The organism is Cryobacterium cryoconiti (assembly GCF_004403065.1).
In the GTDB taxonomy this organism is placed as follows: domain Bacteria; phylum Actinomycetota; class Actinomycetes; order Actinomycetales; family Microbacteriaceae; genus Cryobacterium; species Cryobacterium cryoconiti.
On record NZ_SOHA01000001.1, the window covers coordinates 127,642 to 150,489 of the forward strand.

At 67.0% G+C, this 22,848-nt stretch carries 23 protein-coding genes; 14 read left to right on the forward strand and 9 right to left on the reverse strand.

Features of this window, described 5'->3' with window-relative positions:
• Positions 1-14: 14 nt before the first annotated feature.
• Positions 15-1,532 (reverse strand): SulP family inorganic anion transporter, encoded by a 1,518-nt coding sequence (locus E3T49_RS00595; RefSeq protein WP_134422459.1) that lies wholly within the window; start codon positions 1,530-1,532, stop codon positions 15-17.
• A 246-nt stretch (positions 1,533-1,778) separates the two neighbouring features.
• On the opposite strand from E3T49_RS00595, the gene E3T49_RS00600 reads away from it, so the two are divergent.
• From E3T49_RS00600 to E3T49_RS00610, 3 genes are all read left to right on the forward strand, one after another.
• Complete coding sequence (locus tag E3T49_RS00600; protein WP_134422461.1) at positions 1,779-2,792, forward strand: hypothetical protein; 1,014 nt, start codon at positions 1,779-1,781, stop codon at positions 2,790-2,792.
• A gap of 33 nt (positions 2,793-2,825) precedes the next feature.
• Positions 2,826-3,317, forward strand: a complete 492-nt coding sequence (locus E3T49_RS00605) for an LpqN/LpqT family lipoprotein (RefSeq protein WP_134422463.1) — start codon at positions 2,826-2,828, stop codon at positions 3,315-3,317.
• Between the two features lie 67 nt (positions 3,318-3,384).
• Positions 3,385-3,732 (forward strand): hypothetical protein, encoded by a 348-nt coding sequence (locus tag E3T49_RS00610; RefSeq protein ID WP_134422465.1) that lies wholly within the window; start codon positions 3,385-3,387, stop codon positions 3,730-3,732.
• Positions 3,733-3,966: 234 nt separating this feature from the next.
• On the opposite strand, the gene E3T49_RS00615 is transcribed toward E3T49_RS00610, so the two are convergent.
• Positions 3,967-5,583 carry an isocitrate lyase gene (locus E3T49_RS00615; RefSeq protein WP_134422467.1) on the reverse strand — a complete coding sequence of 539 codons (1,617 nt, stop codon included), beginning with the start codon at positions 5,581-5,583 and terminating at the stop codon, positions 3,967-3,969.
• 325 nt (positions 5,584-5,908) lie between these two features.
• On the opposite strand from E3T49_RS00615, the gene E3T49_RS00620 reads away from it, so the two are divergent.
• Positions 5,909-6,625 carry a TVP38/TMEM64 family protein gene (locus E3T49_RS00620; RefSeq protein WP_134422469.1) on the forward strand — a complete coding sequence of 239 codons (717 nt, stop codon included), beginning with the start codon at positions 5,909-5,911 and terminating at the stop codon, positions 6,623-6,625.
• Positions 6,626-6,743: 118 nt separating this feature from the next.
• Positions 6,744-7,121: a rhodanese-like domain-containing protein gene (locus E3T49_RS00625; RefSeq protein WP_134422471.1), complete on the forward strand. Its 378-nt coding sequence runs from the start codon at positions 6,744-6,746 to the stop codon at positions 7,119-7,121.
• 80 nt (positions 7,122-7,201) lie between these two features.
• Here E3T49_RS00625 and E3T49_RS00630 read toward each other — a convergent pair whose 3' ends face one another.
• Entirely contained in the window at positions 7,202-7,957 is a 756-nt protein-coding gene (locus E3T49_RS00630; RefSeq protein ID WP_198414194.1) for a DUF2202 domain-containing protein, read from the reverse strand.
• Positions 7,958-8,108: 151 nt separating this feature from the next.
• Between E3T49_RS00630 and E3T49_RS00635 the strand changes: the two genes are divergently transcribed.
• Together E3T49_RS00635 and E3T49_RS00640 are read left to right on the forward strand one after the other, a co-directional pair.
• Positions 8,109-8,798, forward strand: coding sequence for a response regulator transcription factor (locus E3T49_RS00635; RefSeq protein WP_134422473.1), 690 nt, complete (start codon positions 8,109-8,111; stop codon positions 8,796-8,798).
• On the forward strand, positions 8,795-10,228 hold the full coding sequence (locus E3T49_RS00640; RefSeq protein WP_134422475.1) for a sensor histidine kinase: 1,434 nt from the start codon (positions 8,795-8,797) through the stop codon (positions 10,226-10,228). The genes E3T49_RS00635 and E3T49_RS00640 overlap by 4 nt, the downstream gene beginning before the upstream one ends.
• A 20-nt stretch (positions 10,229-10,248) precedes the next feature.
• Here the strand turns inward: E3T49_RS00640 and trxA are convergent, their stop codons facing one another.
• Entirely contained in the window at positions 10,249-10,617 is a 369-nt protein-coding gene (gene trxA, locus E3T49_RS00645; protein ID WP_134422477.1) for a thioredoxin, read from the reverse strand.
• Between the two features lie 146 nt (positions 10,618-10,763).
• Here trxA and E3T49_RS00650 point away from each other — a divergent pair, with 146 nt between their 5' ends.
• Genes E3T49_RS00650 through E3T49_RS00665 form a run of 4 tightly spaced genes read left to right on the forward strand, consistent with a single transcriptional unit; the run spans position 10,764 to position 14,272 of the window.
• Complete coding sequence (locus E3T49_RS00650) at positions 10,764-12,125, forward strand: MBL fold metallo-hydrolase (protein ID WP_134422479.1); 1,362 nt, start codon at positions 10,764-10,766, stop codon at positions 12,123-12,125.
• Between the two features lie 4 nt (positions 12,126-12,129).
• The gene (locus E3T49_RS00655) at positions 12,130-13,194 is read left to right on the forward strand and encodes a HoxN/HupN/NixA family nickel/cobalt transporter (RefSeq protein WP_134422481.1); all 1,065 of its coding nucleotides are present in this window, start codon (positions 12,130-12,132) and stop codon (positions 13,192-13,194) included.
• Positions 13,194-13,502, forward strand: a complete 309-nt coding sequence (locus E3T49_RS00660) for a rhodanese-like domain-containing protein (protein ID WP_134422483.1) — start codon at positions 13,194-13,196, stop codon at positions 13,500-13,502. The genes E3T49_RS00655 and E3T49_RS00660 overlap by 1 nt, the downstream gene beginning before the upstream one ends.
• A complete protein-coding gene (locus E3T49_RS00665; protein ID WP_134422485.1) occupies positions 13,499-14,272 on the forward strand; it encodes a sulfite exporter TauE/SafE family protein in 774 nt (257 codons plus the stop codon). The genes E3T49_RS00660 and E3T49_RS00665 overlap by 4 nt, the downstream gene beginning before the upstream one ends.
• A 9-nt stretch (positions 14,273-14,281) precedes the next feature.
• Here the strand turns inward: E3T49_RS00665 and E3T49_RS00670 are convergent, their stop codons facing one another.
• Positions 14,282-14,578, reverse strand: a complete 297-nt coding sequence (locus E3T49_RS00670) for a metal-sensitive transcriptional regulator (protein WP_134422487.1) — start codon at positions 14,576-14,578, stop codon at positions 14,282-14,284.
• Positions 14,579-14,638: 60 nt separating this feature from the next.
• On the opposite strand from E3T49_RS00670, the gene E3T49_RS00675 reads away from it, so the two are divergent.
• The gene (locus E3T49_RS00675; protein ID WP_134422489.1) at positions 14,639-15,193 is read left to right on the forward strand and encodes a hypothetical protein; all 555 of its coding nucleotides are present in this window, start codon (positions 14,639-14,641) and stop codon (positions 15,191-15,193) included.
• On the opposite strand, the gene E3T49_RS00680 is transcribed toward E3T49_RS00675, so the two are convergent.
• The 3 genes from E3T49_RS00680 to E3T49_RS00690 form a co-directional block, all read right to left on the reverse strand.
• On the reverse strand, positions 15,136-17,136 hold the full coding sequence (locus tag E3T49_RS00680) for a hypothetical protein (protein WP_134422491.1): 2,001 nt from the start codon (positions 17,134-17,136) through the stop codon (positions 15,136-15,138). The genes E3T49_RS00675 and E3T49_RS00680 overlap by 58 nt on opposite strands.
• A 25-nt stretch (positions 17,137-17,161) precedes the next feature.
• Positions 17,162-17,563, reverse strand: coding sequence for a VOC family protein (locus E3T49_RS00685; protein WP_134422493.1), 402 nt, complete (start codon positions 17,561-17,563; stop codon positions 17,162-17,164).
• Between the two features lie 121 nt (positions 17,564-17,684).
• Positions 17,685-19,493 (reverse strand): DEAD/DEAH box helicase, encoded by a 1,809-nt coding sequence (locus tag E3T49_RS00690; protein WP_134422495.1) that lies wholly within the window; start codon positions 19,491-19,493, stop codon positions 17,685-17,687.
• 55 nt (positions 19,494-19,548) lie between these two features.
• Here E3T49_RS00690 and E3T49_RS00695 point away from each other — a divergent pair, with 55 nt between their 5' ends.
• Complete coding sequence (locus E3T49_RS00695) at positions 19,549-21,237, forward strand: long-chain-fatty-acid--CoA ligase (RefSeq protein ID WP_134422497.1); 1,689 nt, start codon at positions 19,549-19,551, stop codon at positions 21,235-21,237.
• A 195-nt stretch (positions 21,238-21,432) separates the two neighbouring features.
• On the forward strand, positions 21,433-22,209 hold the full coding sequence (locus E3T49_RS00700; RefSeq protein WP_134422499.1) for a hypothetical protein: 777 nt from the start codon (positions 21,433-21,435) through the stop codon (positions 22,207-22,209).
• A gap of 71 nt (positions 22,210-22,280) precedes the next feature.
• Here the strand turns inward: E3T49_RS00700 and E3T49_RS00705 are convergent, their stop codons facing one another.
• On the reverse strand, positions 22,281-22,778 hold the full coding sequence (locus E3T49_RS00705) for a DNA alkylation repair protein (protein ID WP_134422501.1): 498 nt from the start codon (positions 22,776-22,778) through the stop codon (positions 22,281-22,283).
• Positions 22,779-22,848 lie beyond the last annotated feature (70 nt).

Consider the following 22,848-nt stretch of genomic DNA (forward strand, 5'->3'; position numbering starts at 1 on the left):
CGGGTGCCCGGCGGCTACTCGCCGCCGAGGTTGCCGGCCAGGCGGGTGTGCATGGTGGCACTGGCGTCGTTGAGCCCGACGAGCACCACACGCTTGCCGTGACGCTCGTACTTGCTGGTGATCGCGTCGAGTGCGGCGACGGTCGAGGCATCCCAGATGTGGGAGCGGGTCATGTCGATCACAATGCGGTCGGGGTCGTCCGCATACTCGAACTGGGTGGTGAGGTCGTTGCTGGACGCGAAGAACAGCTCGCCGGTGACCGTGTAGTACGCCGTCGGCGTGCTCTCGTCCGCGGGCAGGGTGCGCTCCACGCTCACGAAGTGGGCGACCCGGCGGGCGAAGGCGACCATGGCCACGAGCACGCCCACGATCACGCCGATCGCGAGGTTGTGGGTGAGCACGACGACCACGACGGTGGAGACCATGACGGTCGTCTCGCTCAGGGGCATCCGTTTCAGGGTGGAGAAGCGGATGCTGTGCCAGTCGAAGGTCAGCACCGACACGATGATCATGACGGCGACCAGGGCGGCCATCGGGATGATCGCGACCAGGTCGCCGAGGCCGACCACGAGGACCAGCAGGAACACGCCGGCGAGGAACGTGGAGATGCGCGTGCGGGCGCCGGAGGCCTTCACGTTGATCATGGTCTGGCCGATCATGGCGCAGCCGCCCATGCCGCCGAAGATGCCCGACAGCATGTTGGCGACGCCCTGGCCCCAGGCCTCGCGGCTCTTGCGGGAGTGGGTGTCGGTGATTTCGTCGACCAGTTTCGCGGTCATCAGGGACTCGAGCAGGCCCACGAGCGCCATTGCCACGGCGTACGGGGCGATGATCGTGAAGGTGTCCCAGGTGAGCGGAACGTTGGGGATGAACAGTTCGGGCAGGCTCTTCGGCAGTTCGCCCTGATCGCCGACGGTGGGCACGTTGATCGCCGTGACGACGACCGCCACGGTGAGCAGCACGATCGCGACGAGCGGCGCGGGCACGACCTTCGTGAGGCGGGGCATCACCACCATGATCAGCAGTCCCACGGCGACCAGCAGGTAGACCATGAACGGCACTCCGAGTAGGTGGGGGAGCTGGGCCATGAAGATCAGGATCGCGAGGGAGTTGACGAAGCCGACCATGACGCTGCGGGGGATGAACCGCATCACCTTGGCCACGCCGAGTACCCCGAGCACCACCTGGAAGACTCCGGCCAGGATGACCGTGGCGATGAAGTAGTCCATGCCGTACTCGCGGGCGACGGGGGCGATCACGAGTGCCACAGCGCCGGTCGCGGCGGTGATCATGGCCGGGCGTCCGCCGAGGAACGCGATCGACACCGCCATGACGAACGAGGAGAACAGTCCGACGCGGGGATCGACGCCGGCGATGATCGAGAACGAGATCGCCTCCGGAATGAGCGCCATCGCCACGACGAGGCCGGCGAGAACCTCCCGGGTGAGCAGCCGCGGCGACCGCAGCGCGGTCATCACGGACGGTTCCGCCTGGTAGCGGCGGGGCGGGGCAGAGTTCGTGAGGATAGCCATGAGGCCTTCCGGGATGCGGCGCTCGAGGCGGAGTCGGTGGAAACGCAGACTGGGGAGGTGGAGACGGTGTGAGCGCTGCTGTGCGCTGGGCGGCATCCTGCCGCAAGATACCAACAATACGCGGCGCCGGCCTCGCCGATTCGACCGGCGGTGGGGAGTTCTCCCCATCGACCGCACGCGCCCGGTGCCGGTAGTCTTCAGGGGTTGCGAACAACTGGGGGGCACGCGTTGGCTGATCATCTTGGAATGAACCCGGGGGAAGTGCAGAGCAGGGTCTCCGTGCTCCGCTCCCAACTGGCTTCTCTCGACGAAGCGGTGGTGACCCTCCGGCGTGCCAGGGACCTGTCCATGAATCCCCTTGCCCACGGCATCCTGCCCGGCCAGATGGTTCTCGCGCCGTGGTCCTTCGCGGGTGTGGCGCTGGCCCTGGTCGCGGTGGAGAGGGCCCGGACGCACGCGGATGAGCTCATCCGATCCCTGTCCGGCGAGGTCACCCAACAGATCGACGCGAGTGGATCGGGCGGTGCGGCAGGTTCGGCCGTCGGCCCGACTGTCTCCCGACGCGGCGGTGGCGGCTCGTTTCCGGCGGCAACGCCCACCCTGGAGGGTAACGCTTCGGGTTTCGTCGGCGGCAAGGCTGACAGTCACGGGGAGCTCAGGGTGGACTGGGACGGTGCGGCCTTGGACGCCGGTGCCGAGGCCAGCTATGGTGCCGAAGGCGAAGCATCCGTGGAGGCTTCCGCGTTCGGCCTGGTGGGCACAGCGAATGCGGAGGGGTTCGTCGGTGGCAAGGCCAACGCGGACGTGACGTACAGTCTCGATGCGGACGGGTACAAGAGCGCCGCTGACGCCAAGGCCATGGTTGGTGCCGAGGGATCGGCCGCCGTCGAGGTGGACATGGGCGACTACACCCACAAAACCGAAGTCTCCGGATATGCCAAGGCTGAGGCGAGCGCCGAGGCGGAGACGTACATCGGCCCCAATGGCGTCAGTATGAAGGCCGGCGTCACTCTGCTGGCCGGAGTGGGAGCGAGCGTCGGCCAGTCGCTCACCTCGGACTACGGAACCATGAGCGTCGAAGTGGGCGCCGTGGCCGGTGTCGGGTTTGATGTCGCCGAGGAACTCAGCCTCACCTACGACAAGCTCGGCGCGAGCGTGGACCTCGGCGCTGCGCTGGGTGAGGGTGCGTCGCTTCAGGTGGATCTGTTCATCCACCCGCGGGCGATGGTCGATGACGTGCTCGAGACGTTCGGTTTCTAATGCTCGACAACCAGGATCACAGGTGAGAAGAGAATGACTACATTTCAGTTTCCCAGCACGGAATTTCCCGCTTTGCCGACGATTGCGCTGGAGAGCCCGGACCAGTGGGAGCCGATGGACGTCGGTACGGCACTGCTCGCGATCGGTCGCACCGTGCCGGCCGGGCTCTTCCGGCCGAACGTCTGCGTCACCATGGAACGCTTCGCCGGCGTTCTCGACATCGCGGGACCGGCGGATGCCGTGATCGCCAAGTTCGCGAGTCTGGACGAGTTCGCGGAGGTCGGTCGGGAACTCCTGACCGTTTCCGGGTTCGACGCGTTTCGGATGGAGGGTGGCTTTCACTCGACTGAGGCGGGAACGATCTTCCAGGCCGTATACCTGGTCTGCGTCGTGCAGGGTGGGTTCACGGATGTCGTGCAGGCGGTTGCGTCCTGCACGGCCTCCGAAACGGACACGATGGTTCCGGAGATCCGGTCGATCCTGACGAGCATCCAGGTGTCCCGCGGCGAAGTGATTTCGCACTAGTGTTGCGTTCACTTGCAGATCGGCCGTTCGGCACGACAAATCACAGCACACTCACTCGGGGGACACAATGACCATGCAGACGGATTCGGGAAACGCGGCCGGATATCCCGGCCAGACCCCCACTCCTGCCACGACCGGCAACGGAATGGCCATCGCTGGACTCGTTCTCGCGTTCCTGCCGCTCTTGAACGTCGCCGGCCTCGTCCTGTCGATCATCGGGCGCAGGGCGGCCCGTCGGGAAAATCGGTCCGCAGTGATCGGCACCCTCGGAATCGTCATCAGCTGCGTGTCGATTGTCTTCAACCTGATCATGGTCGTGATTGCGATTGTGCTCTTGAGCTACACCGTGGCTCAGTGCGGCGACCTGGGTCCCGGCACCCACCTCGTCGACGGCGTCACCTACACCTGCGGCTAGCGGGAGCCGGCGAAACCGGGCGCGTCACCGCAGCAGCATCGCGGCCAGCCGGTCGGACTGCTGCATCGACAGGGCGAGCACCACGTTGCCGAGGATCTTGAGATCGGCGACCGTGCCCTGAGCTTGCTGGGATTTCGCGGGGGACGCAGCACCTCCGGTTCAGCGGGCATCCGTCGTCGTGGCACAGAAAAAGCCCCGGCCAGGTGACCGGGGCTTCTTCTGGTGACGGCTCGGTTACGAGTGGCTGAGAGCCGGTTCCTCGAACTGGTTCATCGTGTTGTTCGTGCCGCCGGCCTTCAGTGCGGCCTCGCCGGCGAAGTACTCCTTGTGGTTGTCGCCGATGTCGGAGCCGGACATGTTCTGGTGCTTGACCGTTGCGATCCCCTCACGGATCTCGCGACGCTGCACGCCCTTGACGTAGGCGAGCATGCCCTGGTCGGCGAAGTAGCCCTTGGCCAGGTCGTCGGTGGACAGCGCGGCCGTGTGGTAGGTCGGCAGAGTGATGAGGTGGTGGAAGATGCCGGCCTCGGCCGAGCCGTCGCGCTGGAAGGTGCGGATGCTCTCGTCGGCGATCTGAGCGAGCTCGGTCTCGTCGTAGCTGACGCTCATGAGCTTGGCGCGGTCGTAGGCCGACACGTCCTTGCCCTCGGCGAGCATGTTGTCGTAAGCCTGCTGACGGAAGTTGAGGGTCCAGTTGAACGACGGGCTGTTGTTGTAGACCAGCTTCGCGTTCGGGATGACCTTGCGCACCTCGTTCATCATTCCGGCGATCTGGGCGACGTGCGGCTTCTCGGTCTCGATCCAGAGCAGGTCGGCGCCGTTCTGCAGCGACGTGATGCTGTCGAGCACGCAGCGGGCCTCGCCGGTGCCCTGACGGAACTGGAACAGGTTGCTGGCGAGACGCTTGGGGCGCAGCAGCTTGCCGTCGCGCTTGATGACGACGTCCCCGTTGCCCAGCTCGGCCTCGGTGATCTCGTCGACGTCGAGGAAAGAGTTGTACTGGTCGCCCAGGTCGCCGGGCTGGTACGTCACGGCGAGCTTCTGGGTCAGGCCGGCGCCGAGCGAGTCGGTGCGCGAGACGATGATGCCGTTGTCGATCCCGAGCTCGAGGAACGCGTACCGCACGGCGTTGATCTTCGCGATGAAGTCTTCGTGGGGAACCGTGACCTTGCCGTCCTGGTGACCGCACTGCTTCTCGTCCGAGACCTGGTTCTCGATCTGGATGGCGCAGGCGCCGGCCTCGATCATCTTCTTGGCCAGGAGATACGTGGCCTCGGGATTGCCGAAACCGGCGTCGATGTCCGCGATGATCGGAACGACGTGGGTCTCGTAGTTGTCGATCTGGTCCTGGATTGCGGCGGCCTTGGCGTCGTTCCCGGCGGTGCGGGCGCTGTCGAGGGCGGTGAAGAGCAGGTCCAGCTCGCGGGCGTCGGCCTGGCGGAGGAAGGTGTAGAGCTCCTCGACCAGCGCGGGAACGGCGGTCTTCTCGTGCATGGACTGGTCGGGAAGCGGGCCGAAGTCGCTGCGGAGGGCGGCGACCATCCAGCCGGACAGGTACAGGTAGCGCTTGTTCGTCGTCTTCAGGTGCTTCTTGATCGAGATCATCTTCTGCTGGCCGATGAAGCCGTGCCACACCCCGAGGGACTGCGTGTAGACGGAGGAGTCAGCGTCGTACTCGGCCATGTCTTTGCGCATGATGTCGGCGGTGTACTGCGCGATCTCGAGGCCGGTCTTGAAACGGTTCTGGGCACGCATGCGGGCGACCGACTCCGGGTTGATCGCATCCCAGCTGCTTCCGGCCGCGTTCTTGAGAGCTTCGACGGCCTTGGTGTCATCTTGATAGAGGGTCATGTGCATTCCTTCGACGTTGAATTGTGCAGAGCTGGTGTTGTGCAGGGCTTGACGTGCAGAGCGCTGGACGGCTGTTCCGGCGGCCCGTTTTCGGCTGCTACATGAAGACTGACGCAAGAACAGGGGCTCTTCTCCGGGATTCGGTGCAGAATTTTGGCGATTCTTCTTCTTTTGAGAAGAAATCCCCGTGCGGGCCGAATTGTGACCCGGAAGTAGCCGTCATGGACGGCTGGACAGGCGCAGACACAGCCGCCGCGGTCGAGACAGGGACTGCGCGACTAGGCTTGTCCGCGGAAGAAGTCATCTTTTTCGCCAGGAGGAACAGTTGAGCAGCCAGAGAGACGACCTCGAGGTTGCTCCGGATTCCCTTCCGGCCGCCGGAGCGGCTTCGAGGAGGGCGCACCACAGGGTGCTGACGCGACTCGTGGTGCTCGCGGTCTTCGTCGTCGTCGCGATCATCGTGGCGATCGTGGTGCCGGTGCCCGGCCCCGAGCAGATCCGCGCCATCGCCGACAGTGCCGGAACCGCGGGAGGCGTAGCTTTTCTCCTGGGCTATGCGGTACTCACACTGACGCCGCTGCCGAAGAACGTCCTCGGCATGGCGGCCGGACTGACCTGGGGCTTCGCCGGCGGCTCACTGCTCGTCTACGCAGGCTCCCTGCTTGGCGCGACGCTTGCTTTCGTGATCGGACGCTCGCTCGGACGAGACGCGGTCGAACGTTTCACGGGGGCGCGGGTGGCCCGGGTCGACGAGCTGCTTCGCCGTCACGGACTCGCCACGGTGATCGGGGCCCGGCTCATCCCCGTGCTACCGTTCACCGCCATCAACTACGCCGCGGGCCTGACCGCCGTGCGGCGCGGCGACTACGCGCTCGGCACGGCCATCGGCATCATCCCGGGTACCCTCGCCTACGTCGCCCTCGGGGCCGTCGGGCTGGAACTGGGCTGGCCGTTCTGGATCGCCGTCGGCGTTCTCGGCGGCCTGACCGTGCTCGGATTGTTCCTCGCCCGCCGGGCGCGGCGCACCACCCACTCCCGGTGATCACGCCGAATGTCTCGTGACACGGGGAATCGCCGCACGGTAGACGGTCTCCCGGTGCCGGAGCCGGTTAAGTCGTCTGGGTGGTGCACAAGATACCCTAGGGGGTATATTGGGTAGCATGAAGAACCTCGTCGCAGCCCTCGTCCTGGCCGGTGCCGCCCTGTTCGGCCTCACCGCCTGCTCCGCCCCGGCGGCCCCCGCCGCTCAGTCGGCCATCTCCGCCGACGCCGTCGTGATCGACGTGCGCACCCCGGGGGAGTACGCCGCCGGGCACCTCGAGGGCGCGATGAACATCGACGTGCAGTCCTCCAGCTTCGACAGCCAGGTGTCGACACTGCCGACCGACGGCGACTACGTCGTGTACTGCCGGTCAGGCAACCGTTCGGCGGCCGCCGCGGCGCGTCTGGCCGATCTCGGGTTCACCTCGGTGACGGATGCCGGCGCCCTGTCCTCCGCCGCCGTCACCACGGGCCTCCCGGTCGTCACCACCCCGTAGTCCCCGCGGCATCCGCATCCGCATCCGTATACGGCGAAAGGCACCCACGTTCGTGGGTGCCTTTCGCCGTATGACGGCGCTTAGCCGCCGAAGGCGACGAGGTGCTTCTCCGAAGCGGCCAGCAGTCGCTCGTAGACTTTGAGCACATCGGGGGCGGTGACGTCCTCGTTCGCCGTCGTCAGATCGGCGATGTCGGTCTCCTCGACCGTGCGTCCGACCTCCATCGCGGCGTCCAGGCTGACCGAACCCTCGGCGAGCAGGGTGTCGTAGAGAGCCTGGGTGTCGTCGGTCACAAACTCGCCGGCCGCCAGTCCGACGGTCGGGTCGGTGAGCTCGTACCGTTCGAGCAGGATGCGCACGGCGTCCAGGTGCTTGGTTTCCGACTTGGCGATGCGGGTGAAGACCGTCGCGTCGTACTGCTCGTCGAATGCGACGTACAGGTCGTGCGCGAGCTTCTCTTCCTCGGCCATCGCCGCCAGCTCTGTCTTCTGGTCGTCCGTCAGGGTGCCGCTGGCCACGTCCGTGAGACCGGTGCCGCCGCCGGTTCCATCGCCGGCACCCATCTTCTGGCCGCCCATTTTCTGGCCTTTCATCTGCTGGCCGCCTGCCTGCTGGCCGTCCATCTTCTGGTCGCCCGTCTTCTGGCCCATTTTCTGGCCCATGCTGCCCTGGCCCTGGCCCTCGCCCTGGGCGTACGGCTGGCTGGTGTGCATGGGCTGACCGGCCTCCGGGGCGTCGGACGGACGGGCAACTGCGGCGAGTGTCGGCGTGGCGATGAGGGCAGCGACAACGGCCGCAGTGGTGATCGCCGAGGTGACGACGGTTCTCTTGTTCATGGTGTGCTCCTTGAGCTGGTGATTCGGCTTGTGGATCGTGCTGATTACAAGCTGCCGCCCCGGAGTGAAGGCGCTCTGCGGAGCGTGTGGAGATTGCGTGGAGAACGGGAGCGGCGGCATCCGTGCCCGGTCCGCGTCGTTAAGGTGAAGTATGGCCAACGTGCTGGTAGTCGAGGACGAGCGTGACATTCGTGATGTGCTGCGCCGCTATCTGGAGCGGGCCGGCTTCTCCGTGCTCACCACCGGGTCGGGTGCCGAGGCGCTGCGCCTGCTGGCCTCGGCCGATCTCGTGATCCTCGACCTCGGTCTGCCCGATATCGACGGCACGGATGTGCTCCGTGAGATCCACGCGCTGGGGAACCTCCCGGTCATCGTGCTCACCGCGCGCAGCTCGACCGATGATCGCATCCACGGACTCGAACTGGGTGCCGATGACTACGTGACCAAGCCCTTCAGCCCCGCCGAGGTCGTGCTGCGCGTGCAGGCGGTGCTGCACCGCTACAGCGGGGTGCCGGTCGAGCCCGGACCGGTGACCTACGGCCATCAGCGCCTGCGGATCGACGAGAGTGAGCACAAGGCCTGGCTCGACGGCGTTCTGCTCGACTTGACGCCCACCGAGTGGGGGCTCCTGGCCGCGGTGACGGCCGCACCCGGCCGGGTCTACTCACGGTATGAACTGGTCAACCGGGTGCGGGGTTACGAGTACGCCGGCTACGAGCGCACGATCGATTCCCACATCAAGAACCTTCGGCGCAAGCTCGGCCCCGACGGCGCCGACGTGGTGGAGACCGTGCTCGGCGTGGGCTACCGGCTCGGGCTGCGGCAGGACGATCCCCGATGAGCGCCGGCGATCAGAGTCCCGGCAATCAGAGTCCCGTCGGTCAGGTCCCGGGCGGTCACCGTCCCGGTTTGGGACTCGGGTCCCTTGGACGTCGTCTCCTGCTGGCGTTCGTGCTGGTGGCGGTCTCGTCGGTGCTCGTGCTCTCCGGGGCTGCCCTGGTCGGGGTGGATCGGGGCGTGCAGGTCGCGCAGCAGGACGACCGGGAACAGATCGCGGCTCGAGCGGCGGCAGCGGCCGCCGACGCGTACCGTCAGACCGGCGGATGGGAGAAGGTCGATCTGAGTCAGACCCTCTCCATCGCCGGCGTGGCATCCGCCCGCGTGGCCGTGCTGGATGCCGATGGTGAGACGCTCGCGTCCAGCGGCGCCGGCAACGGCAACGGCAACCCCGAGGGGCAGGGCGGGGGCCAGGGCCCCGGTCAGGGGGCCGGCCAGAGCGAGAATGTCGTCACCACGCCGATCCTCGTCGACGGCGCCGAGGTCGGTTCGATCCGAATCAACTTCGGGGGCACGGCCGGCACCCGGGTGATCGACGTGGCCTGGGCCTGGATCGCGGTGGCCGCCGCCGTCGCCCTGATCGTGGCGCTCGCCGCGAGCTGGCTGGTGACGCGGCTCCTGGTGCGCCCGATCCGCCAGATGACCGATGCCGCCCAGTCGTTCACGGCCGGGGACCGGCAGTCGCGTGTCTCCGGCCGGGCGCCGGGGGAGCTGGGCGAACTGTCGGTCGCGCTCAACGACATGGCGGACGCCGTGGTTCGTTCCGAGCGGGATCGCCGCAACATGACGGCCGACGTGGCCCACGAACTGCGCACGCCGCTGGCCGCGCTCCAGGCCGGACTCGAGGAACTGCGCGACGGGCTGGTCCAGCCCACGCCCGAAGGCCTCGCCGGACTGCACGACCAGTCCCTGCGGCTGGGACGGGTGGTGGCCGACCTGGCCGAACTGACCGCGGTCGAGACGGCCGGGCTGTCGCTGCGCCTCGCATCCGTCGACCTGACGCAGGTCGTGCGGGAGGAGTCGACGGTGCGCGAATCGGAGCTGCGGGCGGCGGACGTGAACCTCACCGTCGATGTGGGGCGGCCGGTTCACGTGCGGGCCGATGCCGACCGCCTGCACCAGGCCGTCGGCAACCTGCTGGCCAACGCGGCCCGGTATTGCCGACCGGGAGACACGGTGAATCTGAGCGTCACCGCGGAAGGCGATCAGGCCGTGCTCAGGGTCGCCGACACCGGTCCCGGCATCCCCGCCGACGAGCTGCCGTACATCTTCGATCGGCTGTGGCGGGGTCGCGCCGCGGAGCAGGTTGCCGGGTCGGGGATCGGGCTGGCCCTGGTGCGCGAAATCGTGGGCAGTCACGGTGGAATGATCGAGGCGGCATCCGTTCTCGGGGCGGGCACCGTGATCACGATCCGACTGCCGGTCGACGCCTAGGGCGACGCCTCGGGCGACCTCTACGCGGTGGTCTCGCGGGCGGCGATGCTGGCGTGCACCTCGTCCATGTCGAGGCTGCGCACGGCGGTGATGACCTCTTCCAGGGAGGTGGCGTTCAGGGCGCCGGGCTGGGAGAACACGAGCACCTTGTCGCGGAAGGCCATCAGTGTGGGGATCGAACGGATGCCGGCGGCGGCGGCCAGGCTCTGCTCTGCCTCGGTGTCGACCTTGGCGAACACGATGTCGGGGTGCTTCTCGGACGCCGCGGTGAAGGTGGGCGCGAACATGCGGCAGGGGCCGCACCAGGCAGCCCAGAAGTCCACCAGCACGATGGAGTTGTCGGTGATGGTCTGGTCGAAGGTTTTCTCGGTGGTGTCAATGGTTGCCATGAGACCAGAATATACCCCATGGGGTATTTTGGTCAAGCGGCGACGGGGGCGGGTGATCGGTCGGCAGGTTGCACTCAGATACCCCTGGGGGTATCGTGTCCAACGTGCAATCCGATCCGCACGCATGACTTGGAGGACTTCGAACCATGGACGTTATCGTTATCGAAACCCCGCAGCTGGGAGACCGCAGCTATCTGGTGCATGACGGCGCCGTCGCGCTCGTCATCGACCCGCAGCGCGACACCGACCGCGTGGAGAACACGGCACGCGCGGCCGGGGTCACCATCACTCACGTCGCCGAGACCCACCTGCACAATGACTATGTGACCGGCGGTTTCGAACTCGCCCGGGTGCACGGCGCGAAATACCTGGTCAACGCCGCCGACCCTGTCACCTTCGAACGGGAGCCCGTCACCGACGGCCAGGTCATCCAGGTCGGCAACCTGAGCGTCACCGTGGTGGCCACGCCGGGTCACACCCACACGCACGTGTCCTACATCGTCAGCGATGGCACCGACGAGGCGGTCTTCTCCGGCGGCAGCCTGCTGTTCGGCTCGGTCGGACGCACCGACCTGGTGGCCGCGAGCGACACCGTCGGCCTCACCCACGACCAGTACGCCTCGGTGCGTCGACTCGTGCACGAGGCCGAGCACGACGCTGCCCTCTTCCCGACCCACGGGTTCGGGTCCTTCTGCTCCAGCGGCCCGGCAACCGGCGCCGGCGCATCCACCATCGGCGAGCAGATCACGGCGAACCATGCCCTGACCGACGCCGACGAGGAGCACTTCGTGCGCGACCTGATCGCCAATCTCACCGCGTACCCCTCGTACTACGCGCACATGGCCCCCGCGAACACGCAGGGTCCCGGCCCCGCAAACCTGCAGGTGCCGGAATCCCTCGACGCCGTCGAGCTCACCCGCCGCCTGGCCGAGGGGGAGTGGGTCGTGGACCTGCGCAACCGGGTCGCCTTCTCGAGCAACCACCTGCAGGGTGCCGTGAGCTTCGAATACGGCAACGGCTCGAACTTCACCACCTACCTGGGCTGGGTTCTGCCCTGGAATGAGCAGCTCACGCTCGTGGGCGACCGGGCCGATGTCGAGGACGCCATTCGCGACCTGTCGCGCATCGGCATCGACTCCCCGGATGCCGCCATCGGCACTGAGCCGCACGCCCTGGCGCCGGACGCCCCGGTCGCGTCCTACCCGCGCGTGGGCTGGGACGGACTGCTGATGGGCCGGGCCGAGGCCGACGTTCTGCTGGACACGCGCCGCATCGACGAATTCGCCGCGTCCCACCTGCTCGGTGCGGTGAACGTGCCGTTGCACGAACTGCTCTCCCGGATGGGTGAGATCCCGGCCGGGAAGATCTGGGTGCACTGCGGTTCCGGCTACCGGGCCGGCGTCGCCGCCAGCCTGCTGCAGCGCGCCGGGCGCGACGTGGTGCACGTCGACGGGAACTTCGACCAGGCCGCGGCCGCAGGCCTCACCCTGGCCGAACTGACCGTCTAACCCCATGACGGGGAAGCGAACGGCCGTCCACCCGGCCGAGAAGCGCAGTCTTCTCGGCATGGGTGCCGCCGTGGTGACCCTGCATGCGGTCGGCTGGGGCACCCTGTTCCTGCTGGTGCTGCCGCAGCTCTCCGGTGCTGGCGGCAACACCGCGGTCATGCTCGGCCTGGCCGTCAGCGCTTACCTGCTGGGGGTGCGGCACGCCTTCGACGCCGACCACATCGTCGCGATCGACAACACCACCCGTCGCCTGGTCGCGGCCGGCCGTCGCCCGGTGTCGGTCGGGTTCTGGTTCGCCCTCGGGCATTCGTCCGTCGTCGTGGTGTCCGTGGTGCTGCTGGTGCTCGGCATCAATGCCTTCGCCGGCAGCCTTGCGGATGACGGCTCCGCCCTTCGGCAGATCACGGGCGTGTGGGGTGCCGCCGTCTCCGGCGTCTTCCTGATCCTGATGGGCGCGCTCAATCTGTCCTCTCTGCGGGGGCTGCGGCAGGTGGTGAAAGACGTGCGGTCCGGACGCTTCGTGCAGAGTGAGCTCGACGGGCACCTGGACAATCGCGGCGTGATCAACCGGCTGCTCCGGCCGCTGTCCCGTTTCGTGGACCGGCCGTGGAAAATGCTGCCGATCGGTCTGCTCTTCGGTCTCGGTCTCGATACCGCTGCCTCGATCAGCCTCTTCGTCTTCGCCGGGGTGCTCACCCCGGGGCTGCCCTGGTATGCGGCCCTGGTTCTCCCCGTCGTCTTCACCGCCGGCATGACCCTGTTCGACAGCGCGGACGGGATCCTGATGAACCACGTCTACCAGTGGGCCGCCACCGACCCGCTGCGGAAGGTCTATTACAACCTGATCGTCACCGGCGTATCCGTTTTCGTCGCGTTCTTCGTCGGTGGGATGGGCCTGATGTCCATGCTCACCGACCTCGGAATCGGCGGTGGCGCGCTCGACTCACTCGCCGCCGTCGACCTCACCTACCTGGGAGTGGTCCTGTTCGGCGTATTCGCGCTCGGCGGGCTTCTCCTGGTTCTCTGGGGGCGCTTCCGCCCCAACCTGTCCCTGGAAAGGAACCCATAATGGAACTCACCCCGCAGCAGGTCTTCGGCCGCCTGGCCGAGGCTCAGATCGTTGATGTTCGGGAGACCCCGGAGCTTCGGGAAGGCATGATCGCCGGGGCCCGGCACATTCCGCTCAGCACGATTCCGGACAACACCGCCGCTCTGGACCGGAACCGGCCCGTGATCCTGGTCTGTCACAGCGGGCGTCGCAGCGCCAGCGCAGCCGACTACCTGGCTGCCGCGGGATTCGACGCGCACACGATGACGGGCGGCATGCTCGAGTGGACCGCCGATCGGCTGCCCACTGTCCTGCCCCAGCACCCGTGATCGTCGCAGCCCTCGTTCTGGGCCTCGTCGTCGGGGCGCTGCTCGGCCTGGTCGGCGGCGGCGGGGCGATCATCGCTGTGCCGGCCCTCGTCTACGGGGTCGGGATGCCGTTGGACGAGGCGATCCCGACCTCCCTGATCGTGGTCGGAGCAGCCTCCGCCGTCGCCGTGCTGCCGCGGCTTCGTCGGGGCGTCAACTGGCGCCTGGCCCTGATCGTCGGCTCCGCCGGTGTGGCCACGGCCTACCTGGGCACGATGGTCAATCGGCTGCTCGACCCCGGCGTTCTGCTGCTGGTTTTTTCCGTGATCATGGTGATCGCCGGCATCCGGATGTTCCTGCCGATCCGGGCCGGAGGGGGACCCTGTGCGCTGCCCGGTGGTGGCGTCAAGTGGCGCAGCTGCCTGCCCCGGGCCCTCGCCACGGGCGCGGTGGTCGGTTTCCTGACCGGTCTGCTCGGCGTCGGCGGTGGTTTCCTCATCGTGCCCGCGCTCACCCTGGTGCTCGGGCTGCCGATGAGTGTGACCGTGGGAACCTCGCTGGTCATCATCGTGATCAACTCGATCGCCGGGTTCACCGCACACCTGGGCGCGGTGGAGATCGACTGGGCCGTGACCGCCGCGTTCGCCGCGACGGCCATGGCGGCTTCGCTGATCGCCGGCCGGATCGCCCGCGGCCTGTCGGACACGGTGCTGAAACGCGGATTCGCGGTTCTCGTGCTGATCGTCGCGGTCTACGTGGCCGTGCAAGCCGTGATCGCGTTGTCCGCGTAGGACCGCCGTCTAGGACAGCGCCAGGAACAGCTTCTCGAGTTCCTCCACCCGGAGGGACTTCTTGCCTCCGGTGTTGTCCGGGTCGGTGCCCGGCTGGTCGGCGAGGCACTCCTTCATGGCGGAGGAGATGATCGTGAAGCCGGCCCGGTCGATGGCGCTGGAGACGGCGGCGAGCTGGGTGACGACCGCGCGGCAATCGGCACCGGATTCGACGGCGGAGATGACCGCGGCGAGTTGCCCCTGGGCACGCTTCAACCGGTTCACGGTCTTGCGCAGATCGTCCTGCTTCGTCGGTTCTGGCTTCATGTGTATAAAATACCCCATGGGGTATAAACTCTCAATCGCAATCAAGGAATCAGTCAGACCATGAGAATTTCAGGAATGCTCACCGAGCTGCGCACCTGGCCGGGCCGCCGACGGATGATCGCCGCCGGCGTCGCCGTGACGGTGTTCGCCGGGCTCACGGTCGCCTCGGGCTCCGCGGCCGTGGTCGCGGCATCGCCGGTGTTCCCCGGTGCGTGGTGGGCCTACCTGGTCACGGCCGTCGGGGCCGGTCTGATCGGACTGGTCGTCGCCAGCTATTTCGACGCCCCGATCGGCGGGGAGGCCACCCGGTGTGACGTGCGCTGGCCCGTGCTCGGCCTGATCGCGCTCTTCCTCACCACCGAACTGCGTGAATCCGTGCCACTCATCTCTTCGGGCGTGCGCCCGGTGGTCGCCGTCGCCGCGCTGGCACTCCTCCTTTGGGCGCTGCTCGAGCGGCTGGGGAGTGAGCACCGTGCCGTCGCCGGCCGCAGCGCGGACAGCGAGGACGGCGAGGTCTGCACGACCTGCAAGCCGCTGTTCCCGGCACCGCGGAGGAGTCAGGGAACCAGCGAATCCACCCAGCCGGCCACGCGCAGGAACTCGAATCCCTCATAGTGGAACCGGCGGTCCAAGGCGCGGAAGACCTTGGCGCTGAGCAGATCGCGCTCCTGCTCGCTCAGCCTGCCGAGTTCCTCCGCGCTGAGAATCCCCTCCGCGATGATCTCAGACACGAGCTCCACCTTGTACTGGGTGAGCAGCACCTCGGCCCACGGCAGAAGCGACAGGATCTCCGTGCGATTAGCCAGTTCTGAGACGCCCAGCATCGCCAGCGTCTGCAGCCGCCCTGCCCCCAGGTAGTCGCCGAGCTCAGCCCGGCTTCCGACGAAGGTCGCCAGATGGAGCGGGCTGGTGATCCCCACCCCGGCGAACCGGGTGCGGTAGGTCTGCAGCGGCTCCAGGTCCCAGAAATCGGTGCGGGGCTGACCCGCCAGCTTCTGAAAACGGGAATCGGCGTGCAACTGGGTGAGCATCGGGTCCTTCCAGACGAAGGACCGCGCCCGCGGAGCGATCATCGCGTACTCGAGATGCCCCAGGGCGAGCTCGCGCAATTCCGCCTTCCGGGTCGGGTTCGTCTGTTCCTGACTCTGGGCGTAGAACATGCACCCCAGGTCGTAGCGCACCCACGGCGAGGCGGAAATGCCGGCCTCCTTGATGCGTCCGCCGATCTCCAGCAGGTCCTGCGTGCCGCCCAGCGCCACATAGCCGGTGGCGGCCACGAGACGCATCTTCTGCTTGAGCAGGGAGACCTCGCCCTGCTCCGCGTCCCGTTCGCCTGCGCCGGCATCGATCAGGCGCACGAGTTCGAGGGCGCTCTCCCGCGCCCGGTTCGCATCAGGGCTGGTGCTGATGTCGGCGGGATGGTCGGCGACGGAGACGAGGTTCTCGACCGTGATCACGTAGTTCAGGAGCACACGCTGGTAGTGCAGGGTGAAGTCCGCATTCTGCGTGGGGGAGTGCTCCGATTCGAGGTGCGCCGCCTCGGCGCTGAGCCAGTCCGCATAGCGCCGGAGTTCGTCGAACTCGGTGCCGTAGCGGTGCAGGCGGTACTGCAGCATGAGACTGGCCGGATGATTGCCGGGGTCCAGATCCACCGCGTGGCTCAGAACGGCGATGGCGCGGGCGTCGCTGTCGTCGTCGCGCAATTCGGTGGAGGCCACGAAGTGGAGGCCCAGGGAACGCCACGATCCCGTGCCGGCCAGACCCTGGACATCCGTGTACTGCGTGGACAGGACCATGAGTGCGAACGCCGCAACGAACTTGTCGAGGTCCACGTCGTCTCCACCGTCCAACCGGGACAGTCCCAGGTCCAAGCGGTTGATGGTCGCCGCATCGATCTGCCGGCCGTGCCGGGACATGCTCACGGCGAGATTGTCCGAACTCGTCGTGTCGACCGACAGGCGCCAGGGCGTAGTTCCGATCACGAAGGTCGCGATGGCCTGCAGTGCGGCCAGCACCCTGTTGGGAACGACGCCCGACAGTGCGGCATCGGACAGGAACTCGACGTCGCTCCCGATGGTGAAATACAGTCCCTTGGGTCTGCTCCCGGCCAGCGTCGTCAACAGGACCATGACATTCCTGGTGTGCGTCTCGGCCGGTTGACCCGCAGCATCGCGCACCTCAACGGCAACCCTCCGGTCGGTGGCCAGGCCTCGGGAGAAGGCGACCACACCCGCGCCGATCATGATTGCACCAGGATAGGCCAGCACCCACACCACTCCGGGGCCTCCCGCGAACAACACGAACAGCGCCGAACCGCCGAGGATCAGTGCCAGTCCCCAGCCTTTCAGCCGATCGATCGTCTGCTGCCTGGTCTGGCCGCTCCACATCAGCGGCACGAACGCGAGGAGGCGGGCCAGGATCAGTGCCGCCAGCGCCAGGCCGAGGATGGCCAGGCCGGTGGACTGCAGCGGCGCCAGCCAGTTCGAGTAGAAGCCGTCCCAGCTCTCCGACCAGCGTTCGGCCCATGTGGCCTCCGCATTCTCAACTGCAGAGTGCATGACTATCTCCCGCCCTGAGCCCCCGCTACACGGATGCCGCAACAACGGCGAGCACGTTGCCGGCCGGGTCGGTGAACCAGGCGATTTCCGCCCGGTTCTCGTCGCCGCGCATGATGCCCTTCGCGTCGTTGGGCGGCATGTCGGCCAGGTCGTCGTCGCCGTAGATCTTCGTGGTCACGCCGCGGACGTTGAGCTCGTCAACCGTCTTCTCCACGTCGTCGGTCACGAAGTTGAGCACGGTGAAGGTCGCCGGAACGTGATCGGGCTTGGCGTAAATGAACACCTGCGCGCTGTTGCCGAGTCGCACCTCGAGGTTGCCCATCATGCCGTCCCGCACATCGAGGCCCAGGGTGTCGCCGTAGAAGCGCTTCGCCGTGTCGATGTCGTCCACGGAGAAAGAGCTGAAGGCGTCAGAACTGGTGAACATGGCAGTCTCCTTCGTCGGGAACCATTCGGTTCGCCTACGACGATTGCACGCTGCACCGGAGTCGCATAGCCCTACGGCGCACCGGGGAGCGGATGCCTCCCCGGTGCGCCGTAGGCGTTTACTAGTAGCTGCGCGGCTGGCGCGGCGGGCGCTCGGTGCGGCCCTCGCGGCGCACGGGTCCGCCGCCGTCGGCGCGGATCTCGATCAGCTTGCCGCTGATGCGGGTGTTCTCGAGACGTCCGAGAACGTCGCCGGGCATATCGGCCGGCAGCTCGACGAGCGAGTACTCCGGGTTGATCTGGATGTGACCGAAGTCCTCACGGCTCAGGCCGCCCTCGTTGGCGAGAGCGCCGACGATCTGGCGCGGCTCCACCTTGTGGCGCTTGCCGACCTCAATGCGGTACGAGGCCATGGCCCGGTTGTTGTCGCGAGGGCGTCGTTCCACCCGCTCCACGCGTTCGCCACGTTCGCCGCGGTCGTCACGGCGGTCGCCACGACCGGCGTCGGCGCGAGCGCGCTCGGCACGGTCGCCGCGGTCGGCGCGCTCGGGGCGCTGCGCGCGGGCATCCGCCTGGGTGAGCAGCAGGGGAGTCTCACCCTGGGCGACGACCGCGAGGGCCGCCGCGACATCCGCTTCGGGCACGTCGTGGTGTGAGACGTAGTGGCCGATGATGTCGCGGAAGGCGCTGATCCGTTCGGACTGGCCGAGGGCCTCGGTGATGGCGTCGTCGAAGCGTGCCAGGCGGGTGACGTTGACGTCTTCGAAGCTCGGCAGCTGCATCTGCGTCAGCGGCTGGCGGGTCGCCCGCTCGATCGCATTGAGCAGGTGGCGTTCACGGGGCGTGACGAAGCTGATCGCTGCACCGCTGCGACCGGCGCGGCCGGTGCGGCCGATGCGGTGCACATAGGACTCGGTGTCGATCGGGATGTCGTAGTTGACGACGTGGCTGATGCGGTCGACGTCCAGGCCGCGGGCGGCGACATCCGTTGCGACCAGGATGTCCAGCTTGCCGGACTTGAGCTGGTTGACGGTGCGCTCACGCTGCACCTGGGCCACGTCGCCGTTGATGGCCGCCGCGGAGTAGCCGCGTGCGCGCAGCTTCTCGGCGAGAAGTTCGGTCTCATTCTTGGTGCGTGTGAAGACGATCATGCCCTCGAAGTTCTCGACCTCGAGGATGCGGGTGAGGGCGTCCACCTTCTGCGGGTACGACACCATCAGGTAGCGCTGGGTGGTGTTCGCCGAGGTCGTGGTCTTGTTCTTGATCGTGATTTCTTCGGGGTCGTTCAGGTACTTCTTCGAAATCCGTCGGATCTGGGCCGGCATGGTCGCCGAGAACAGGGCGACCTGCTTGTCGTCCGGGGTGTCGGCGAGGATCGTCTCAACGTCTTCGGCGAAGCCCATTTTGAGCATCTCGTCAGCTTCGTCGAGCACCAGATACTTCAGCTGCGACAGGTCGAGGGTGCCCTTTTCGAGGTGGTCCATGATGCGGCCGGGCGTACCGACGACGATGTGCACCCCGCGGCGCAGCGCGGAGAGCTGAACGCCGTAACCCTGTCCGCCGTAGACGGGGAGCACGTGCACGTTACGCATGTGGGCGCCGTACTTCTCGAAGGCCTCACAGACCTGGAGCGCGAGTTCACGGGTGGGGGAGAGTACGAGTGCCTGCGGAGTCTTCTGCGCCATGTCGAGGCGCGCGAGGATCGGAAGTGCGAACGCGGCAGTCTTGCCGGTTCCGGTCTGGGCGAGGCCGACGACGTCGCGCCCGGCGAGAAGCGGGGGGATGGTGGCGGCCTGGATGGCGGAGGGAGTTTCGTACCCCACGTCCTTGAGCGCCTTGAGCATCGCGTCATTGAGCCCGAGGTCGGCGAAGGTTGTCGTCTCGCGGGCAGTATCTGCCTCGCTCTGCGTGGTGGTGTCAGGGGTGTGCATACTACAACGGTAATCCATCGGAGAGCGCCCCCCGTTCGTGCGCGAAGATAAGAGCATGTCGACTACTGAGCAGCAGCCCTGGGTGAAGAACTATCAACCGGGTGTCCCGGCCGAAATCGACCTGCCCACGGAGTCCCTCGTTGCGATGCTCGAGCGCTCGGTGGCCGAGGCCGGCGACCACCCGGCGCTGGAATTCTTCGGGCGCCGCACGACCTACACCGAGCTCGGCGACCAGGTCGACCGGGCTGCGGAAGGTCTGCGCCAACTCGGCGTTCGGGCGGGGGACCGGGTGGCACTGATCCTGCCGAACTGCCCCCAGCACGTTGTCGCCTTCTACGCGGTGCTGCGCCTGGGCGGTGTCGTGGTGGAACACAATCCGCTCTACACCTCCCGCGAGCTCCGCCACCAGTTCGAAGACCACCAGGCCCGTGTCGTGATCGCCTGGGACAAGTCCGTGGCATCCGTGCGCGCCTTTCCGGCCGACGTCGAGATCGACCACATCGTCTCCGTCAACCTGCTGGCGGCGTTCCCGGCCATCAAGCGCCTGGCCCTGCACCTGCCGGTGAAGAAGCTGCGCGAGTCCCGCGAGGCGCTCTCGGGTTCCGCGCCGGGCACCATCCCCTGGAAGGACCTGCTCAGCCACGCCCCGATCGACCCCGAGCACCCGCACCCGTCGGTCGACGACCTGGCGGCCCTGCAGTACACCTCGGGCACCACCGGGCAGCCCAAGGGCGCCATGCTCACCCACTTCAACCTGTATTCCAACGCCCTTCAGGGCGAGGCGTGGATGCACGGGGCCGAGTACCGCAAGGAGATCTTCTACGCGATCCTGCCCATGTTCCATGCCTTCGGCATGACTCTGTACCTGACCTACGGCATCCGTAAGCAGGGCCTGCTTGTTCTCTTCCCCAAATTCGATCCCAACCTGATTCTCGACGCCATGAAGAAGTCGCCCGCGACGGTCTACTGTGCGGTGCCGCCGATCTACGAGCGCACGGCCGTGGTCGCGAAGGAGCGCGGGATTTCGCTGCGCTCCTGCAAATACTGCATCTCGGGCGCCATGAACCTGCCCGACCACGTCGTGGAACTGTGGGAATCGGTCTCAGGCGGGCTCCTGGTGGAGGGCTACGGCATGACGGAGTCCTCGCCGGTGGCGCTCGGCAACCCGTTCCACCCCACCCGCCGTCCCGGAACGGTGGGAGTGCCGTTCCCGTCCACCCTGATGAAGGTCGTCGACCTGGACGACCCCACCACCCTGGTGGCGCCGGGTGAGCCCGGTGAGTTGTTGTTGAAGGGACCGCAGGTCTTCCAGGGCTACTGGAACAATCCGGAGGAGACCGCGAAAACCCTCCTGCCGGGTGGCTGGCTGCGCACCGGTGACATCGTGACCGTCGACGCCGACGGCTTCACCACGATCGTGGACCGGGCCAAGGAACTCGTGATCACCGGCGGCTTCAACGTTTCGCCCTCGGAGGTGGAGGCGGTGCTGCGACTGCACACGGATGTCGTCGATGCGGCCGTCATCGGCAAGACTCTCGAACGGGGCGGGGAGATGGTCGTCGCGGCGGTCGAACTCAAGCCCGGGGCGGCACTCGACGAGGAGGGGTTGCGGGCGCACTGCCGCGATCAGCTCGCCGCGTACAAGATCCCGCGACGGATCGTGAAGGTCGAAGAGATGCCCCGCTCGATGCTGGGCAAGATCCTGCGCAAGCAGGTGCGCGAGCAGGTTCTTCCGCTGCTCTGAGTCGGCGCTGGTCGGCGGCCGGCATACCTCAGCCGACGTGCGATTTTTCGGGGGGCACTCGTACTGGGGGTGCCATTACGTCTGAATGGATCCTTTCCCTGTGGAAACGTCTTAGACATGTCCATTTCACAGCCGCCCGCAGCGCCGGCACAGCAGAATTCAGTCCCGCCCTACATCTCCGACAGCCCTACCCCCGTGAAGACCCGCAACGGTCTCGGCCTCTCGGCTCTGATCGTCGGCCTCGTGGCGCTGGTGTTCGCCTTCATCCCGGCCATCAGCATGGTGGCCGGCTTCATCGGCTTCGTCGGCCTGGTCCTCGGCGTTATCGCCATTTTCCGTAAGGGGAGGTCGCGGGGGGTCGCGATCGCCGGAACCGCGGTTTCGCTTGTTGCGATCATCGCTGCGATCATCATGTCCATTGTTTACGCGGCCGTCTTCATCTCCGCCGTCGATGATGCGATACAGAGCGACGCCAGCGTTTCGGAATCCACCGACGCCGCAGCCGGTGACGCAGCGGAACCCGCTGAGGCGGGCGACGTGGGCACACGTGCCACACCGGCCCCCTTCGGGTCGACGATAACCATTGAAGAGTTCGGTACTCCGACGTGGGAGGTTACTCTCGGTGCTGCCACGTTGAACGCGTTGGATCAGGTCAAAGCGGCGAATGAGTACAACCCCGACCCGCAGGCGGGAAACGCTTACGCGATTGTTCCCGCGACGGTGAAGTACATCGGAACGGAATCCGGTAACCCGAACTTCAGCCTCGATTTCACTTACGTGTCCGCTGATGGTCTTTCTTACGATGACGCATACGTCATCATGGACGGCCAGATGTCGGATGTCGCTGATCTGTACACGGATGCCAGCGCAACCGCGAACCTGATTATCGAGGTGCCCGCGACCGCGCCGGAGGCAGGCCTTTGGGCCGTGTCCTACATCGGCGGCGACCCGGTCTTCGTTGCCCTGCAGTAGTTAGTTCGAGCACTACTTCGAGGGAGGTCCCGGTTCGCCGGGACCTCCCTCTTCGGTCCGGGTTCGCGCAGTCAGAGGTGCGGCTCGGATCGCCCCGTCGCCAGGAGGGCGGCCCGGCGCAACCATCTGTCGGTGTCGCCGGCCCAGCGTTCGAGCACGGTCTCTGCCCGGGCCCGGCCCGGCGCATCCAGACGCTCCAGCAGCGGACCCACCACGTTGACCGCGAGCGGATCGACCAGTTCCCGCAGCCCGGCACTGCGCACGAAACCCTCGATCCGGGTCAGATCGGAGTTGTCCAGCCGGCGCACGTTCGATTGCAGGAGCACGACGGCCGCGAGTCGACGCTCGAAGACCGGCACCGCCCACAGCTCCGAGCACAGTGCGGTCACGTCGTCGTGCGTCAGGCCGGGATGCCGGCGGGCGACGTCCCGGATCGTGCCGCGAACCGCGCCGACGGAGGCACCGTAGAACTGCAGATCGCTGCCCAGGCGGGCCTTGTCCGCCGCCGCCCGGTACGGGTCCCCTTCGGCCTGCAGGGTCGCGTCCACAAAGCTGCCGGCGTCACTCACCCCTTCATTCTCGCCCCTTCAACCACGCGTCTCCACGAGCCGTCGGCGCACCGAGGCCAGTACGCTGAAC